Annotated in this window: 15 protein-coding genes; 10 read left to right on the plus strand and 5 right to left on the minus strand. The window is 59.4% G+C overall.

Annotation, left to right across the window (positions count from 1 at the left end; translation table 11 throughout):
• The first annotated feature begins 7 nt into the window (after positions 1 to 7).
• The 4 genes from ASD46_RS17735 to ASD46_RS17750 all read left to right on the plus strand — a co-directional run bounded on the left by ASD46_RS17735 (position 8) and on the right by ASD46_RS17750 (position 3,228).
• A complete protein-coding gene (locus ASD46_RS17735) occupies positions 8 to 391 on the plus strand; it encodes a hypothetical protein (RefSeq protein ID WP_025594073.1) in 384 nt (127 codons plus the stop codon).
• A 161-nt stretch (positions 392 to 552) separates the two neighbouring features.
• The gene (locus ASD46_RS17740) at positions 553 to 1,269 is read left to right on the plus strand and encodes a ParA family protein (protein ID WP_060642545.1); all 717 of its coding nucleotides are present in this window, start codon (positions 553 to 555) and stop codon (positions 1,267 to 1,269) included.
• Positions 1,270 to 1,328: 59 nt separating this feature from the next.
• Positions 1,329 to 1,976 (plus strand): TetR/AcrR family transcriptional regulator, encoded by a 648-nt coding sequence (locus ASD46_RS17745; RefSeq protein WP_029658788.1) that lies wholly within the window; start codon positions 1,329 to 1,331, stop codon positions 1,974 to 1,976.
• 46 nt (positions 1,977 to 2,022) lie between these two features.
• Positions 2,023 to 3,228: an MFS transporter gene (locus ASD46_RS17750; protein WP_060642547.1), complete on the plus strand. Its 1,206-nt coding sequence runs from the start codon at positions 2,023 to 2,025 to the stop codon at positions 3,226 to 3,228.
• A 70-nt stretch (positions 3,229 to 3,298) separates the two neighbouring features.
• Here the strand turns inward: ASD46_RS17750 and ASD46_RS17755 are convergent, their stop codons facing one another.
• Positions 3,299 to 4,690: a L,D-transpeptidase family protein gene (locus tag ASD46_RS17755; protein WP_025594070.1), complete on the minus strand. Its 1,392-nt coding sequence runs from the start codon at positions 4,688 to 4,690 to the stop codon at positions 3,299 to 3,301.
• A gap of 156 nt (positions 4,691 to 4,846) precedes the next feature.
• Between ASD46_RS17755 and ASD46_RS17760 the strand changes: the two genes are divergently transcribed.
• From ASD46_RS17760 to ASD46_RS17770, 3 genes are all read left to right on the plus strand, one after another.
• Complete coding sequence (locus ASD46_RS17760; protein WP_025594068.1) at positions 4,847 to 5,680, plus strand: aldose 1-epimerase family protein; 834 nt, start codon at positions 4,847 to 4,849, stop codon at positions 5,678 to 5,680.
• A 142-nt stretch (positions 5,681 to 5,822) separates the two neighbouring features.
• Entirely contained in the window at positions 5,823 to 6,161 is a 339-nt protein-coding gene (locus ASD46_RS17765; protein WP_003513297.1) for a TIGR01244 family sulfur transferase, read from the plus strand.
• 49 nt (positions 6,162 to 6,210) lie between these two features.
• A complete protein-coding gene (locus tag ASD46_RS17770; RefSeq protein ID WP_003513295.1) occupies positions 6,211 to 6,552 on the plus strand; it encodes a RidA family protein in 342 nt (113 codons plus the stop codon).
• A 209-nt stretch (positions 6,553 to 6,761) separates the two neighbouring features.
• Here the strand turns inward: ASD46_RS17770 and ASD46_RS17775 are convergent, their stop codons facing one another.
• The 4 genes from ASD46_RS17775 to ASD46_RS17790 form a co-directional block, all read right to left on the minus strand.
• On the minus strand, positions 6,762 to 7,526 hold the full coding sequence (locus ASD46_RS17775) for a HugZ family protein (protein ID WP_025594065.1): 765 nt from the start codon (positions 7,524 to 7,526) through the stop codon (positions 6,762 to 6,764).
• Between the two features lie 67 nt (positions 7,527 to 7,593).
• Complete coding sequence (locus ASD46_RS17780; RefSeq protein ID WP_025594064.1) at positions 7,594 to 9,261, minus strand: thiamine pyrophosphate-binding protein; 1,668 nt, start codon at positions 9,259 to 9,261, stop codon at positions 7,594 to 7,596.
• A complete protein-coding gene (locus ASD46_RS17785) occupies positions 9,258 to 10,460 on the minus strand; it encodes a CaiB/BaiF CoA transferase family protein (RefSeq protein WP_060642548.1) in 1,203 nt (400 codons plus the stop codon). The genes ASD46_RS17780 and ASD46_RS17785 overlap by 4 nt, the downstream gene beginning before the upstream one ends.
• Positions 10,461 to 10,560: 100 nt before the next feature.
• The gene (locus ASD46_RS17790) at positions 10,561 to 11,532 is read right to left on the minus strand and encodes an alpha/beta fold hydrolase (protein WP_174041015.1); all 972 of its coding nucleotides are present in this window, start codon (positions 11,530 to 11,532) and stop codon (positions 10,561 to 10,563) included.
• 127 nt (positions 11,533 to 11,659) lie between these two features.
• Here ASD46_RS17790 and ettA point away from each other — a divergent pair, with 127 nt between their 5' ends.
• The 3 genes from ettA (at position 11,660) to metF (ending at position 15,393) form a co-directional block, all read left to right on the plus strand.
• Positions 11,660 to 13,309: an energy-dependent translational throttle protein EttA gene (ettA, locus tag ASD46_RS17795; protein WP_003513287.1), complete on the plus strand. Its 1,650-nt coding sequence runs from the start codon at positions 11,660 to 11,662 to the stop codon at positions 13,307 to 13,309.
• Positions 13,310 to 13,472: 163 nt separating this feature from the next.
• Entirely contained in the window at positions 13,473 to 14,486 is a 1,014-nt protein-coding gene (locus ASD46_RS17800) for an ArsR/SmtB family transcription factor (protein ID WP_060642549.1), read from the plus strand.
• Position 14,487: 1 nt separating this feature from the next.
• Entirely contained in the window at positions 14,488 to 15,393 is a 906-nt protein-coding gene (metF, locus tag ASD46_RS17805) for a methylenetetrahydrofolate reductase [NAD(P)H] (protein ID WP_013636527.1), read from the plus strand.
• Positions 15,394 to 15,682 lie beyond the last annotated feature (289 nt).

The following is a 15,682-nucleotide window of genomic DNA, read 5'->3' on the forward strand; positions in this document are numbered from 1 at the left end:
GGTAGTTATGGCAGCCATGAGATTTTCAGTTTTTTCGCCATTGCTCGCAGTGGCGTTTCTAAGCCTGCCCCTTGTGGCGCAGGCCGCTTCTTTCAGGGAACTTTCCGGTCAGGGTTACAAAGTCGGAGCTCTGTCGAGCACTAAGGCGGGAATCCGGGGATGGAATTTGTCCAGGGGTTCAGACCGCTATTTCTGTGAAATGCGCGCGACTATGGCGTATTCTGGAAAGAACGGCATGGTGTCCTTCACCAGCGCCGGACGCATGATTACGCTTGATCGTGCAACCGTTGAGAAAAGGCTGGGCAGTTCCCTGAACTTGCCGAAGTACGAGGATCTAAAAGCCGGCCGCCTGCGCGCGGACGATGTGGGTTCCTGCCGAAAGCTGGGGTGATCAATCAGATGGCAAAAGCCCGCGATTTATCGCGGGCTTTTTGTTGTCCACACAAACGATCTTAGTCTTTTCTTAACCATGTTCGTTAAGGTTATGGAAAGCACCATGATTGGTTCGGTGCATGAATGAGCATGAAACGGCTCTGATCATCAGGGGATATCATGCCTGTCATTACTTTTGCCAACACCAAGGGCGGCGCGGGAAAAACAACTGCCGTATTGGTTCTGGCAACCGAACTTGCCCGCAGCGGCCACCGTGTGACGGTTCTGGATGCCGATCCGCAATTGTGGATTTCCCGCTGGCACGAATTATCAGGCGAGATCGAAAATCTCTCGGTAATTTCGCATTTGACGATGGCGTCTCTCGAGGGGCATATCCGCGAAAACAATGCCAATACCGACTGTTTCATCATCGATCTGCCGGGAGCGAAAAACCCGCTTCTGACCATGGCGCTTGGTATTTCCGACCATGTGCTGATACCGGTCCAGGGCTGCGCCATGGATGCGCGCGGGGCTGCGGAGGTTCTTGACCATATCGAATTCCTGAACCGCAAGATGGGCAAGGCGATCGCCCACTCCATCGTGCTGACGCGGGTCAACGCCATGGTGGCGACCCGCTCGCTGCTGCTCGTCAAAATGCTGCTGGCCGAGAAGAACGTTTCGGTTCTGAATACGCCGATTGTCGAAAGAGCGGCCTATCGCGATATCTTCGATTATGGCGGCACGCTTCTCTGTCTCGACAAGGACAAGGTCAGCAATATCGACAAGGCGGTGGAGAATGCGAAAGCATTCGCGAGCGAGGTGCTAGGCCTTTTGCCGAAACGCCTGTCGCGGTTCGGCACCCAACCCGCACGCTTTTTCACCCGCAAGGCGGCTTGAAAACACTGCCAATGCCCGGACTGCTGGAGGTGCGGGCATTATTTTTGCTTGATTCGGAAATGATCATTTCCTATATTGTGAGCATGACCGATACCACCCACACCAATTCCCCGGAACAACGCCATCGCGGCAGGCCGCGCGAGTTCGATATTGACCGCGCGCTTGATGGAGCAATCCGTGTTTTTTCAAGGCGCGGGTATCACGCCACCTCTGTCGGTGATCTTACCGATGCGATGGAACTGGCGCAGGGCAGTCTCTACAAGGCTTTCAAGGACAAGAAATCCATCTTCATCGCGACGATGGAGCGCTACAGGACCTTGCAGACGGAGCGGTTTGAAGCCGCCGTTGCCGGTTACGATACCGGTTACGAGCGTTTGCGAGCCGGCCTGATGTTTTATGCGGAACGGTCGCACGGTGCCACCGGTTCGGATGGATGCCTCGTGGTTGGCGCCGCCGCCGATCTAGCCGCACTGGACGACGATATCGCTGTCGTGGTCGAGCGGGCGGTGAAGGCGAGGGAGCGGATCGTTGCCCGGCTGGTGGCTGAGGGGCAGAGGGACGGTTCAGTGCAGTCGAAGACCAATCCCGATGATCTCGCCAGAGCGATGTTGTGCATGATGTACGGCATGCGGGTGGTGGGAAAGACCGGGCGCAGTCTGGAAGAGATGACGGCCGTGGTGGATATCGCCCTGAAACTTGCCGAATGATTTTGTGGCTATTTAGGAAACATTCGTTTCCATATTGGAGAAAATGATGACGACGCGTGTAGTTGAAGGGGAGGATGTTTACGAAACATCCATTTCCCCGGCCCTGACTTTTCTGCTGGCTACCGCCTGCGGACTGATTGCGGCTAATCTTTATTATGGCCAGCCCCTTGCCGGCATCTTCGGGGCGGAGCTTGGCCTGTCTGCCGGCGCAACCGGTCTGATCGTGACCCTGACGCAGATCGGCTACGGCGTCGGCCTGCTGTTCGTCGTGCCGCTTGGCGATCTGGTCGAGAATCGCAGGCTGGTCGTCAGCACCGTTTCGATGGCGGTACTTGCGCTCCTCGCGGCGGCTTTTGCCCCGCATGCGGCACCTTTTCTGATTGCCGCCTTTCTGGTGGGTATCAGTTCGGTCGCGGTGCAGGTTATCGTTCCCTATGCGGCGCACATGGCGCCGCACGCTGTTCGAGGGCGGGTGGTCGGCAATGTCATGAGCGGATTGATGGCGGGTATCATGCTGGCGCGCCCGGTCTCCAGCCTCCTGTCGGAAGTGGTCTCCTGGCGCGGTGTGTTCCTGACGTCGGCTGGCGTCATGGCAATTCTCGCCGTTGTGCTCTATCGCCTTTTGCCCGTTCGTGTGCCTGAGGCAAGGCTGGGTTATGGGGCGTTGATGGCCTCCATGGGCAGGCTTGCCGCCCATACGCCTATCCTGCGGCGGCGGGCGATCTATCACGCCTTCCTGTTTGCTGCCTTCAGCCTGTTCTGGACAACGACGCCGCTTTATCTGAGCGGGCCGCATTTCAATCTCAGCCAGGGCCAGATTGCGCTGTTTGCCCTTGCCGGTGCAGCAGGCACCGTCGCCGCGCCGATTGCGGGGCGCATGGCTGACCGGGGCTGGACCTATGCCGCTACTTTTGCCGCGATGGTGGCAGCGGCGCTGTCATTCGCCGTCACGCATCTTGCACCCGAAGGATCGCATCTGGCACTCGGCATTCTCGTGGTCGCCGCCATCGTTCTCGATTTCGGCGTCACCACCAATCTGGTGCTCGGTCAGCGCGCCATCTTCACGCTCGGGGCGGAATTCCGCAGCCGTCTGAACGGCGTCTACATGGCGACATTTTTCATGGGCGGTGCGATCGGCTCTGCCGTCGGCGGCTGGGCCTATTCCGTCGGGGAATGGGGTGCTGCGTCCTGGGTCGGCTTTGCTTTACCAGCGGCGGCGCTGCTTTACTTCCTGACTGAAAAGCGCGGATAACATCCATCAACGAAAAAGCCCGGCGGAATGACATCCGCCGGGCTTTTGCAATTCGTCTTCGCGGTCAATCCTATTCCGCGAACTCAACCACGACGCCGGGACGTACCATTTTTGCCAGCTCCGTCGCATCCCAGTTGGTGAGTCGGATACAGCCGTGGCTGTTGGTCTTGCCGATCTTCGAGGGTTCCGGCGTGCCGTGGATACCGTAGGTCGGTTTGGACAGGGCAATCCAAACTGTGCCAACAGGGCCGTTTGGACCGGGCGGAATTTGCAGGATCTTGTCGTTCTGGCCCTGCCTGAAGTTGATCTTCGGATTGTAGGTGTAACCCGGATTAAGCGCGACGCGCTCGACGGTGTGCGTGCCGCTTGGCGAGGGCGTGTCGGTAGAACCGATGGTGGCGGGATAAGCGGCGATCAGAGCGCCATCCTCTCCGTAAGCGAAGACCTGCTTGATGCCCTTATGCGCGACGATGCGGGCCACCTGTCCCTTTTTGGGTTCCCCCGGATTGACCACCTTGATGATGGTGCCGGGCACGGAAAAATCGATGCCGGGGTTCAGTTCTTTCAGATAGGTCTCGTCCATGTGGAAGCGCTCGGCCAACGCCTCCGACGTGGAGGTGAAGGAGAGGGCGGGCAACTGCGACTTCTCCGCATAGTCATCCGGAATGGAGGCGACATAGGGGCCGGCTGCATCGGCTGCGGTGATCGTATAATCGACGATCGGCATGCCGCCGGAGGCGCGCAGACGCTCGAGAATGTCTTCGGAATTGTTCGGGTCGAGCTTTTCGCCGGTCATGTCCTGCCAGGCGGCAATCGCCTTGTTGACGTTGTCGCCCATCTTGCCATCGATCACGCCGGGCGAGATGCCTTCGCGGTCGAGGAAGGTCTGAAGTGCCACGATCTCCTGGCGAGACCTGTTGACCGGTGTGGTGACGGGCGTGTGGCGCTCGATCAGGTGCTGCGGCTGCGGAACGGCAGCCGTGGTGCTTTCTTCGGGCATCGGCTGGTCGAGCGGCGCGCTTTCGACAGCGCCCGGGCCGGGAACCGAGCCGGTATAGACATCGTCGCCGGAACCATTGCCGCGATATTCGCGGTAATCGCGCACGCTTCCATTATCCTGATAACCGTAATCGCGCTGCGGCTCACGATATTCACCGCCGGGGGCCGGGGGATAATAGGTGGTGTCGCGCTGTTGTACCTGTTGCCGCTGCTGGTAGCCTGACGGCATTTCAGTGGCCAGCAGGTTGCCGTACCGGTCATAAAATACCGTGCGGCCCATATTGTCGCGACTGATGACGATGTCGCCACGTTGGGGCACGAAATCGAGAACACGGCCATCCGGCGTCACCAGAACCGGCTGTTCCTGATAGCCATAACGCTGCTGCGCGCCAGCCTGTAGAGGCGCGCAAACCGCCGCCAAGGCAATCGCCAGACCCAGAGCTGCGTTAACAAACTGTTTCACGATTCTGCTATCCCTTACTTCGTTCACCGATAAACACACCGTAATCTTGACCCTATTGTGAAAAAGGTGAATTCACGGTTAAAGCAATCTTAATTTACGTCACGGTTAGTAGCGTTTCCGTGATTATTGCGCTTTTACTGCCACAGGGAGGTTGTCTTGCGTTCGTTTCAGGCCGGCAAATCGCCACGCATTTTCCTCGATGAAACCTCCGTTTTCGATATTGGCGCCTGTGTTGTCGATGGTATCGACATCGCGCCCGGCCGTGCCATTCCAGATGATGGCGATCCGCGCATCGACCATTCGCTGGAAGGTTTTCTGTTCACCTGCGGTCCCGATCATATCCGCCATCCCGAACCGATCGGCGGCGAGGGCGAGGGGCGTCGATATCCTTTGCATGGGGCCTTCTCCGCGCATCCCGCCAAGATAGTTGCCTTCGACGTTCATGGGTCCAATGCATTGGCGCGTGCCGAGGTTCCCGTGAACCTTGCCGATGGCGGCACGGCCCTTCTTGAGCGGACATGGCGCATCGATGGCGAAAGCGGAGAAGTGAGCCTCGATGACCGGATCGTCAATACGAGTTCGCGGCCGATCCCGGTCTTTCTGATGTACCACATGAATGTCGGCGCGCGGCTGTTTGACGAGGCCGTTCGGCTGGAAGGTGCCATGCTCGATGGCGGTGGTCATGGCTGGCGCTTTGGCGAGGAGCCGGGCACGGTGTTCTGTGTTTCCGCCGGTCAGGACGAATGGGCGGAACTTGCGCTCGGTCCGATTGCCGCAATTGGCGGCAAGACGCTGAAAGTACGTTTCGGCACGGAGACGTTGCCCTATCTGCAGATGTGGCGGAACCAGAAGGATCCGGCCAATGTGCTTGGCATCGAACCGGTTTCGCACCGCTGGGTGGGGCGCGGCGAGCTTGAGGCGGCCGGCGAGTTCAATATGCTGCAGCCGGGCGAAAGCCGCTCCTATGGTCTTCGCTTTTCCATCCTCTGAATAGGGGACTGAATGGCGTACCGAATGAAGGCGCCGTATCATTGACGCAAGAGTTTTGAGCCCTTACATCGGATGCGGATTTCAGACAGTGGCGACAGCGTGCCAGCGGCGCCAAGGCGCCGGTTTAAGCGGAGGCATTAATATGGATATCAGGCGCATAGACGACGAATATTCGGTCACGGGACAGATCAGCGTTGCCGATCTCGACGAGGTCAAGGCACTCGGCTTCAAGTCGATCGTCTGCCACCGCCCGGATGGCGAAGAAGAAGGCCAGCCGCTTTTCGCCGATATTGCCGAGCGTGCCGAACAGCTTGGCCTGACCATCGTGCATGTACCGGTTGGCCGCTACGGCGTCGATGCGGATGCGGTTACCGGCATGGTGGATGCGCTTGACGAATTGCAGCGCCCGATGCTCGGCTATTGCCGTTCCGGCGCGCGCTCGACCGCGATCTACGAAAAGACCCACCACCTGCGCGGCTGATTTTCCGCGGATAATTCGATTTTCTAAAGCCAATCAACAGGAGTTTTCCATGACCATCAAGCGTATCGAACCGGGCAAGCGCATGAGCGGCGCCGTCATCCACGGCAACACCGTTTATCTGGCCGGCCAGGTCGGTGAGGGCGTGTCCGTGACCGATCAGAGCAAGTCGGCGCTGGCTGAAGTCGATCGTCTGCTGGCCGCTGCCGGTTCCGACAAGTCGAAGATCCTGCAGACCATCATCTACCTCTCCGACATGTCCACCTTCGGCGAAATGAACGCCGTCTGGGAAGGCTGGATCGACCCGGCAAACCCGCCGGCCCGCGCGACCAGCGAAGCGGCGCTTGCTACTCCGGACTACAAGGTTGAGTTCATCGTTACCGCTGCTCTCTGAGTAACGCTTTGATTTTGACAAAGGCCGGGTTGCGGAATGCAGCCCGGCCTTTTTGTTGGGAAAATTCGAAACGCTCGTTTTGTCATCCTCGGGCTTGCCCCGAGGATCCAATCACGTATCGCAAATTGATAGGTAGCAGATGCTCGGGACAGGCCCGAGCATGACGGAGGAGAGGCGATTGTCCCAGGTTTGTGAATCGCTTGCGCCCATCACTTCACTGGCTGGGCGAGCGCCTTCTCAAGCTGCTTCAACGTCTTCACCCGTTCTGCAAACCACAGCCGTGCCAGGTCGTTGGCTGAGGCGAGGTCGATACCATCAGGGTCTATGGAAGTGATTTTCCAGCGTGCGGTTTTCGCACCCGCAAGAGCGGCCAGCCGTGATGCCTCACCCTTGATGGCGTTGAGGCGCGCGGCCTCGTCCGCTGCCGCAGCCATCAGCTGTTCCGCGCCGGAAAGGTCACTGCGCAGATCGGCAGGTGTGATGTTGCTGGCGTTACGGGCAGGGCCACCATTAATCTGCACGCCCTCTGTCCGCAGCCGGTAGAGCCTTGTATCGGGAAGAGAGAGGTAGAGTTTTGCCTTGGGATAGCGGTCGATGTAGCGCTGTCTGGCAAGCGGCACTTCTTCCGGATCGATCAGTTCCGCCTTGCCTACCAGTGTCAGCCGGGCCAGCGTCAGCGCGTCACCCTTGCCGAAGGGGGCAAGTGTCAACGAGATACGCGGGTCGGCCTCCATGTTTCGGGCATGCAGCGTCAGGCCCGCCGCGAAGAAGAACGGCGTACCATCCGGCTCTATGCCGATATTGGTGGCGGTCGTATAGGGATAACCGCTGACCGGATCGAGGGTCGCGAGCGCCGCTGTGCGGGATGTGTGCAGGACATCGCGTGCCACGCGCACGGCCTCGAATGGCGCACCAGCCGAAGGTTCGATCTTTGCGCCACGTGGGGTGATGACGGGAGGGGCTGCATCCGGCATGTCGTTTCCTAACCTGTATGTTCTAGTCAGGATTTACACCATGCCGGAGCCATGTCCATGCGCAATATCAGGTCCGGCTTCTGATCTGGGTCAGCGTGCGGGTTGGCGTGATCGCTTCGGCATCCAGCTTCACCTCGATGATGGCGGGCTTGCCGCTTGCCCGGGCGCGTTCGAAGGCCGCGGCGAAGTCTTGCGTCTTTTCGACCGTTTCGCCGTGGCCACCATAGGCCTTGGCGAAGGCCGCGAAATCCGGGTTGACGAGATCGGTGCCGCTGACGCGGCCGGGATATTCCCGTTCCTGATGCATGCGGATCGTGCCATAGGTGCCGTTATTGACCAGCACGGTGATGATCGGCAGTCCATACCGCACGGCGGTGATGAATTCCTGCCCATGCATCATGAAGCAGCCATCACCGGCAAAGCAGATCACCTCGCGCTCGGGAAACAGGTGTTTGGCGGCCACAGCCGCGGGCAGGCCGTACCCCATCGAGCCGGAGGTCGGCGCCGATTGAGTGTTGAAGCGGCGGAAGCGGTGGAAGCGGTGCACCCAGGTGGCATAGTTGCCCGCGCCATTGGTGAAGATGGCATCATCCGGCACGTTGGCCTCGATCCAGTCCATGATCGGACCCATCTGCACCGCGCCCGGACCGGTCTGCGGCGGTGTCGACCAGGTAAGGTAAGCCGAATGCATGGTGGCCGTGCGGTCCGCCCAGGCGGCGTTATCGGGGAGCGTTACGGAAGAAAGGGCGGCGACGAAATCATCCGGTGAGGCGCAGATTGCGAGATCGGGGCGATAGACGCGGCCAAGCTCTTCGGCTTCCGGGTAGATATGGACAAGTTTCTGCGACGGGTAGGGAATGTCGATCAGCGTGTAGCCGGAGGAAGGCATTTCCGAGAGGCGACCGCCGAGCAGCACCACGAGGTCGGCTTCCTTGATTTCCTTCGCCAAGGCCGGGTTGATGCCAATTCCGACATCGCCCGCGTAAGATGGGCTCAAGTGATCGAACAGCATCTGGCGACGGAAGGAACAGCCGACGGGCAGTTTGTTCCTTTCGGAAAAAGCCCTGAAGCTTGCGACGCTTTCTTCGGACCAGCGTGTGCCGCCTATGATGAAGATTGGCCGCTTGGCCTCGCCCAGCATTTTTGAGAAAGCGGCGATCTGCGACGGGCCGGGATGCGCTTCGACCGGCGTATAGGGCTTTGCCTCGGGGGCTTCAACCTCTTCAACCAGCATGTCTTCGGGTAACGTCAGCACCACGGGGCCGGGGCGGCCGGAGGTGGCGACGGCAAAGGCGCGTGTGACGAATTCCGGAATGCGGCGCGCATCGTCGATCTCGCCCACCCATTTGGCGAATTCGGTAAAGGCGCGGCGATATTCCACTTCCTGAAACGCCTCACGCTCGCGGGCTTCGCGCTGTACCTGGCCGATGAACAGGATCATCGGAATGGAATCCTGCCTTGCGATATGCAGGCCGGCCGAGGCGTTGGTTGCGCCGGGACCGCGCGTTACCATGCAGATGCCGGGTTCGCCGGTCAGCCTGCCCCAGGTGTCGGCCATCATGGCAGCGCCGCCTTCCTGGCGGCAGACCACGGTTTCAATGCCGCTTTCATAAAGCGCGTCCAGCACCGCCAGATAGCTTTCACCGGGAACGCAGGAAACGCGGGAGACGCCATTGGCTTTCAGCGCTTCGACGATCAGTTGTCCGCCTGTTCTTTTCATTCCGGTTGCTTTCATGGCGTCGTGGTCCTTTCGATGTTTTCCAGTTCGGCCAGCACTTGCGCCTGATGCTCGCCAAGCTTCGGGCTCGGGCGTTCGTAACGCAGCGGCGTCTGTGACATGATAATCGGTGTCCGCACACCGGGGATGACGGTGCCATCCTGCGCCTCGAGATCAACACGCAGGCCGCGTGCCTGAACCTGTGGATCGGCGAACATTTCCTCGATGGAGTTGATTGGCCCGGCCGGTACGGCGTTCTGCTCGCAGGCGGTCAGAAGATCGCGCTTCTGCCATTTCAGCGTTTCGGTGGAAACGATCCGCCGCACCTCTGCCTTATGCGCCACGCGCGCCTTGTTTGTCGCGTAACGCTCGTCATCGGCAATCGCGCCAATGCCGAGAATATTGCAGAGGCGGCGGAACTGGCCGTCATTGCCGACCGCGAGGATCAGGAAACCATCAGCCGTCGGCACCACCTCATAGGGGGAAATATTCGGATGGGCGTTGCCGAGCCTGACGGGGGCATTGCCGGAAATCAGGTAATTCATATTCTGGTTGGCGAGCACGGCCGACTGCACGTCCAGAAGCGCCATGTCGATATGCTGGCCTTCACCTGACCGCATGGCGTGGATCAGCGCGGCCTGAATGGCTGACACGGAATAGATGCCGGTGAAGATATCGGCAACGGCAACGCCCGCCTTCATAGGCTGACCGTCGGGTTCGCCGGTGATCGACATGAAGCCGGACATGCCCTGCACGATATAGTCGTATCCGGCGAAATCGGCATAGGGCCCGGTCTGGCCGAAGCCGGTGATGGAGCAGTAGATCAGCTTCGGATTGAGAACCCTGAGACTCTCATAGTCGAGGCCATATTTGGCAAGCCCGCCGCGTTTGAAATTCTCGATGACAACATCGGCGGTGCGCACGAGCCGCCGCACCAGCGCACAGCCTTCCGCCGTCTTGAGATCGGCGACGATGGAGCGTTTGCCGCGATTGGTGGCATGGTAATAGGCGGCGGAGAGGTTTTCACCATCGGCGCTTTCGACAAAGGGCGGACCCCATGCGCGGGTATCGTCTCCACCTTCAGGGTTCTCGACCTTGATGACATCCGCACCCATATCGGCCAGCATCTGCCCCGCCCAGGGACCGGCCAGAATACGCGCCAGTTCGATGACGCGAATGCCTGATAGTGGCGGTTTCCTGTTCGGCGTTTCGGTCATTTGTCCCCCGGTGTTTTCTGCTTGCCGGTTTATAGACGTCTCCCCGCATTGCCGCATGTGATTTTATCTCATGGACTTATTCCGTTTCGGCAAAGGCTCGTCAGTTGCCAACGACGCGGCCGCACCAGGCGGCGAAATCCGCAGCCACGGCATGCCAGCCGATCTCGTTCAGGGTTTCGTGGCGCATGCCCCGATAGATCGTGTGTTCGACATGGCCGAAACCCGCTTCGCGGAAGCGTTCGGCAAGCCAGACGATCTCCTTGCCGTCATTGGTCGCGGCATCCTGATCGCCGCTGACAAGCAAAATCGGAAGCGTCTTCGGCAGGCGTTCGATGAGCCTCGGCGCACGATAGGACAATTCAAAGACATCCTGCCACAGGGAGACGCTGGCCTCGAACTGGCAAAGCGGATCCTCCACATAAGCGTCCACCGCTACCCTGTCATGGCTCAGCCAGTCCGCATGAGTGCGTTTTTCCGGCATTCTGGCATTCCAGGCACGGAAGGTTGCTTTGGGCAGGATGGCGCTCGGCACATCAGAGCCTTTCAGCATCTTTTCAAGGCGCAGCACGATCTGTGCAAGACGGCCCATGACACCGGGATTGAGGTTAGAATTCCAGATGGACAGACCATCAAAGGCATCCGGATGGCTGACGGCGGTGTTGAGCGCCACGAGGCCGCCCATGGAATGGCCGAACAGGATGACCGGCAGGCCGGGATGTCTTTCGCCGACCATCCGGCGCATCGCCATGACATCGGCAACGACCTTGCTGGCTCCGTCCTTCCAGGCGAAGCGACCCAGAGGCGCATCGGCAGCCTTTGTGCGGCCATGGCCGCGATGATCGTGGGCGTATACCTCGAAACCCTGCTTTGCCATGACATCGGCAAAACGGCGGTAACGGCCGGCGTGCTCCACCAGGCCGTGGCAGATCATCAGCACGCCGCGTGCCGGAGAAAGGGCAGAGGGTTGGTGGCGAAAGGCGATGGATGCGCCTGATGGAGCGTCGAGCCTCTCAATCCGGCTGAACGTCAAGTCATCCGTCGTCTCATTCATGCTTTCACCCGTGCCTGCCATGGTATCCCTTGTCATAATCATGGGGTCATAATCGTGCCAGAGGTTGCCCCAAGGTCCTATTTACCCTACATAGCGGCAAATTTCCCGATACGTACTCTTTAAAATCCGATGTGGAGCATTCGCTACAATGGCACGTCAATTCATCTATCACATGGCCGGGCTGAACAAGTCCTATGGCGCGAAGAAGGTTCTTGAGAACGTCCATCTCTCCTTCTACCCCGATGCCAAGATCGGTATCCTCGGTCCGAACGGTGCCGGTAAGTCGACCGTTTTGAAGATCATGGCCGGTCTCGACAAGGAATATACCGGTGAGGCCTGGCTCGCTGAGGGTGCGACGCTCGGTTATCTCGAGCAGGAGCCGAAGCTCGACGAAAACAAGACCGTGATGGAAAACGTCATGGAAGGTGTGGCGAGCAAGACGGCAATCGTCGACCGCTACAACGAGCTGATGATGAACTATTCCGACGAAACGGCGGATGAGGGCGCAAAGCTTCAGGACATCATTGACAGCCAGAACCTGTGGGATCTGGAAAATCAGGTCGAAATGGCCATGGATGCGCTGCGTTGCCCGCCTGGCGACTCGGCAGTAACCGGCCTTTCGGGTGGTGAGCGTCGCCGCGTGGCGCTCTGCAAGCTGCTGCTTTCGCAGCCTGACCTGCTGCTGCTCGACGAACCGACCAACCATCTTGACGCTGAAACCATCGCCTGGCTCGAAAAGCACCTGCGCGACTATCCCGGCGCCGTGATGATGATCACCCACGATCGCTACTTCCTCGATAACGTCACCGGCTGGATTCTCGAACTCGACCGTGGCCGTGGTATTCCCTACGAAGGCAACTATTCCGCCTATCTGCAGGCAAAAGCCAAGCGCATGCAGCAGGAATCCCGCGAAGACGCCTCGCGCCAGAAGGCCATCAGCCGCGAACAGGAGTGGATCGCTTCCAGCCCCAAGGCTCGCCAGACGAAGTCCAAGGCGCGTATCCGCGCTTATGACGAACTGGTGGAAGCCGCTGAAAATCGCCGTCCCGGCGACGCGCAGATCGTCATTCCGGTCGCCGAGCGTCTGGGCCGCGTCGTTATCGAGGCGGAAAACCTCACAAAGTCCTATGGTGACCGGGTTCTGATCGAAAACCTCACCTTCAAGCTGCCTCCGGGCGGCATCGTCGGCGTCATCGGCCCTAACGGTGCGGGTAAAACCACGCTGTTTCGCATGATCACCGGTCAGGAAAAGCCCGATAGCGGTTCGGTGACCATTGGTGAGACCGTGCACCTTGGTTACGTCGACCAGAGCCGCGATACGCTGGCGGGTGACAAAACCGTCTGGGAGGAAATCTCCGGCGGCAACGACATCATCAAGCTCGGCAAGTTCGAAACGAACTCCCGCGCTTATTGCGGCGCCTTCAACTTCAAGGGCGGCGATCAGCAGCAGAAGGTCGGCAATCTCTCCGGTGGTCAGCGTAACCGCGTTCACCTTGCCAAGATGCTGAAGGCAGGCGGCAACGTGCTGCTGCTCGACGAACCGACCAACGACCTTGATACGGAAACGCTGGCAGCGCTCGAAGAAGCGCTGGAAGCCTTCGCCGGTTGCGCCGTTATCATCAGCCACGATCGCATGTTCCTCGACCGTCTGGCCACTCACATCCTCGCCTTCGAGGGTGACAGCCACGTGGAATGGTTCGAAGGCAACTTCGAAGACTATGAAAAGGACAAGGTCCGTCGTCTCGGCCCGGAAAGCATCAAGCCCGGCCGCGTCAGCTACAAGCGCCTGACGCGCTAATCCTGTTCTCGGATCACTTCAGAAAGGCCCGCCCAAAAGCGGGCCTTTTTTGATGCAATAAATGGGGCTTAAGGGGAGAGCGTGGCAAATTGCGCTTGCATCTCGTGTGACGCCGACATAAAGATATCTTTATATGTTGATTAGATTGCAAGGTGCGGCAAACGTGGCGTTCGGTTTGGATAAATTGGTGGATCTCTTGAAGGCGGCCGGCGAGCCGACGCGCTTTCGCTTGCTGGCGCTTCTGGCGGCCGGCGATCTGACCGTCACCGATCTCACCGAAATTCTCGGCCAGTCGCAGCCCCGTATTTCCCGTCATCTCAAGCTTTTGACGGAAGAAGGGTTGATCGAGCGCTATCAGGAAGGCGCCTGGGCCTATTTCCGCCTGCGGCAGGATGGCGAGCCCGCCATTGTTATCAGGCAGCTGCTGGGCGCCGCATCGCCCTCTGACGCCGTTCTCCAGCGCGACAGTGAACGCCTTGCCACCGTCAAGCGGGTAAGGGCGGAGCGGGCGCAGGATTATTTCAGCCGCAATGCCTCCGCCTGGGACGAGCTGCGCCGCCTGCATGTGAGCGACGAGGCCGTGGAAGGGGCATTGCTGAAGCTGGTCGGAACCACCCCGATCGACTCGCTGCTCGATCTCGGTACCGGCACGGGCCGCATCCTGCAGCTTCTGAGCGGCATCTATCGCCGGGCAATCGGTGTCGATGCCAGCCGCGACATGTTGTCGGTGGCGCGCTCCAATCTGGACAAGGCGGGCGTGGTCAATGCATCCGTTCGCCATGGCGATATTCTCAACCTGCCGCTGGAAGGCCAGGATTTCGATCTGATCGTCATCCATCAGGTTCTGCATTTTCTCGACCAGCCGGAGATCGCGCTTTCCGAAGCCGCCCGCATGTTGCGTCCCGGTGGCCGGCTGATCGTCATCGATCTTGCACCCCATTCCTTCGAGCATCTTCGTGATGAGCATGCGCATGTGCGGCTCGGCTTTTCGCATCCGCTTATGGATGAATGGCTGAAAAAGGCCGGGCTCGTGCTCGACCGCGCCGTCGATCTTCATTCTGAACGGGCGTCCGATGAATCCTTGGACGTCACGATATGGGTTGCCCGCGACCAGCGGCTGCTGATGGCAGACGATGTGGTGCAAGAGGCCGTTTTACTTGCTGCCGGGAGGGCATGATATGTTGAGGTCGGAAACCGCGCGCCACAATGGCGAAATCCGGGGCGATATCCGGTTATCTTTCGAGTTTTTCCCGCCCAAGAACCCCGAGATGGAGAACCAGCTCTGGGAAACGGTTGCCGAGCTGAAGAAATGGGATCCGGATTTCGTTTCCGTCACCTATGGCGCGGGCGGTTCCACCAAGGCGCCGACGCTGGATGCGGTGCGCCGGATGATCGGTGACAGTCATCTGCCGACCGCCGCGCACCTGACCTGCGTGGATGCCAGCCGTGACGACGTGCATCAGGTCGTTGAAGAGTTTCGCAATGCCGGCGTTCGCCATTTCGTGGCGCTGCGCGGCGATCCGTCGACCGGTATCGGCACGGATTACAGGCCGCATCCGCAAGGTTACGAGAATGCTGCCGCTCTGGTGAAGGGGCTACGCGATATCAGCGATTTCGAGGTTTCCGTTTCTGCCTATCCCGAAAAGCACCCGGAGAGCGCCAGCGATGCGGTCGATATCGATATGCTGAAGCGCAAGGCGGACAACGGCGCAACGCGGGCGCTGACGCAGTTCTTCTTCGATAATGACGTGTTCGAGCGCTACATGGAGCGGGTTACGGCTGCGGGCATCACCATTCCGGTCGTTCCGGGTATCATGCCGATCCAGAACCTGACCCAGCTCAAGCGTTTCGCCGGCCGCTGCGGTACCAGTGTGCCCAGTTTTCTGGATGAGCGTTTTGCAGGTTATGATGACGATCTCGAGGGACGCGCCCGCGTTGCGGCGGAAGTTGCTGCCGAGCAGATCGCCGATCTTCAACGGCGCGGTGTCAACGAGTTCCATCTCTACACCATGAACCGTGCGCCGCTGGTCGATGCGGTGCTTGAGAACCTCGGTCTTGAACGTTTGCGCCGCAGCGCCGCCTGATTTCAGATATCCCATTTACGACAGGAAAAAAGCGCAGGCCCGACAGGACCTGCGCTTTTCAAACTCGTGTCATCTACGGTTCTTTTCTGCGTTTGGTCTTCACGTCTCGTCAGATGAAAAGCATCATCGCTACGAACAAAAACGCCAAACCGACTGCCAAGGCATTGAGAGATTTTGTAAGTCCCATGGGTGCCTCCTGTTGTTGACAGGTTCGATAATATGACCGTTTTGTGGCACTTGAAAAGCGGTTTCTGTGATGCGGTGCAGCATGCTTCGTGGCCGCTTAAAA

The organism is Rhizobium sp. Root491 (assembly GCF_001427205.1).
Lineage (GTDB): Bacteria > Pseudomonadota > Alphaproteobacteria > Rhizobiales > Rhizobiaceae > Agrobacterium > Agrobacterium tumefaciens.

What these genes read in the sequence shown, in the direction of transcription:
- ASD46_RS17775 (WP_025594065.1), bottom strand. Translation starts at nt 7,526, where the DNA reads ATGCCGGATGCAGCCCCTCCCGTCATCACCCCACGTGGCGCAAAGATC.
- ASD46_RS17745 (WP_029658788.1), top strand. Translation starts at nt 1,329, where the DNA reads ATGATCATTTCCTATATTGTGAGCATGACCGATACCACCCACACCAAT.
- ASD46_RS17735 (WP_025594073.1), top strand. Translation starts at nt 8, where the DNA reads ATGGCAGCCATGAGATTTTCAGTTTTTTCGCCATTGCTCGCAGTGGCG.
- ASD46_RS17765 (WP_003513297.1), top strand. Translation starts at nt 5,823, where the DNA reads ATGGATATCAGGCGCATAGACGACGAATATTCGGTCACGGGACAGATC.
- ASD46_RS17785 (WP_060642548.1), bottom strand. Translation starts at nt 10,460, where the DNA reads ATGACCGAAACGCCGAACAGGAAACCGCCACTATCAGGCATTCGCGTC.
- ASD46_RS17780 (WP_025594064.1), bottom strand. Translation starts at nt 9,261, where the DNA reads ATGAAAGCAACCGGAATGAAAAGAACAGGCGGACAACTGATCGTCGAA.
- ASD46_RS17790 (WP_174041015.1), bottom strand. Translation starts at nt 11,532, where the DNA reads ATGGCAGGCACGGGTGAAAGCATGAATGAGACGACGGATGACTTGACG.
- metF (WP_013636527.1), top strand. Translation starts at nt 14,488, where the DNA reads ATGTTGAGGTCGGAAACCGCGCGCCACAATGGCGAAATCCGGGGCGAT.
- ASD46_RS17770 (WP_003513295.1), top strand. Translation starts at nt 6,211, where the DNA reads ATGACCATCAAGCGTATCGAACCGGGCAAGCGCATGAGCGGCGCCGTC.
- ettA (WP_003513287.1), top strand. Translation starts at nt 11,660, where the DNA reads ATGGCACGTCAATTCATCTATCACATGGCCGGGCTGAACAAGTCCTAT.
- ASD46_RS17740 (WP_060642545.1), top strand. Translation starts at nt 553, where the DNA reads ATGCCTGTCATTACTTTTGCCAACACCAAGGGCGGCGCGGGAAAAACA.
- ASD46_RS17750 (WP_060642547.1), top strand. Translation starts at nt 2,023, where the DNA reads ATGACGACGCGTGTAGTTGAAGGGGAGGATGTTTACGAAACATCCATT.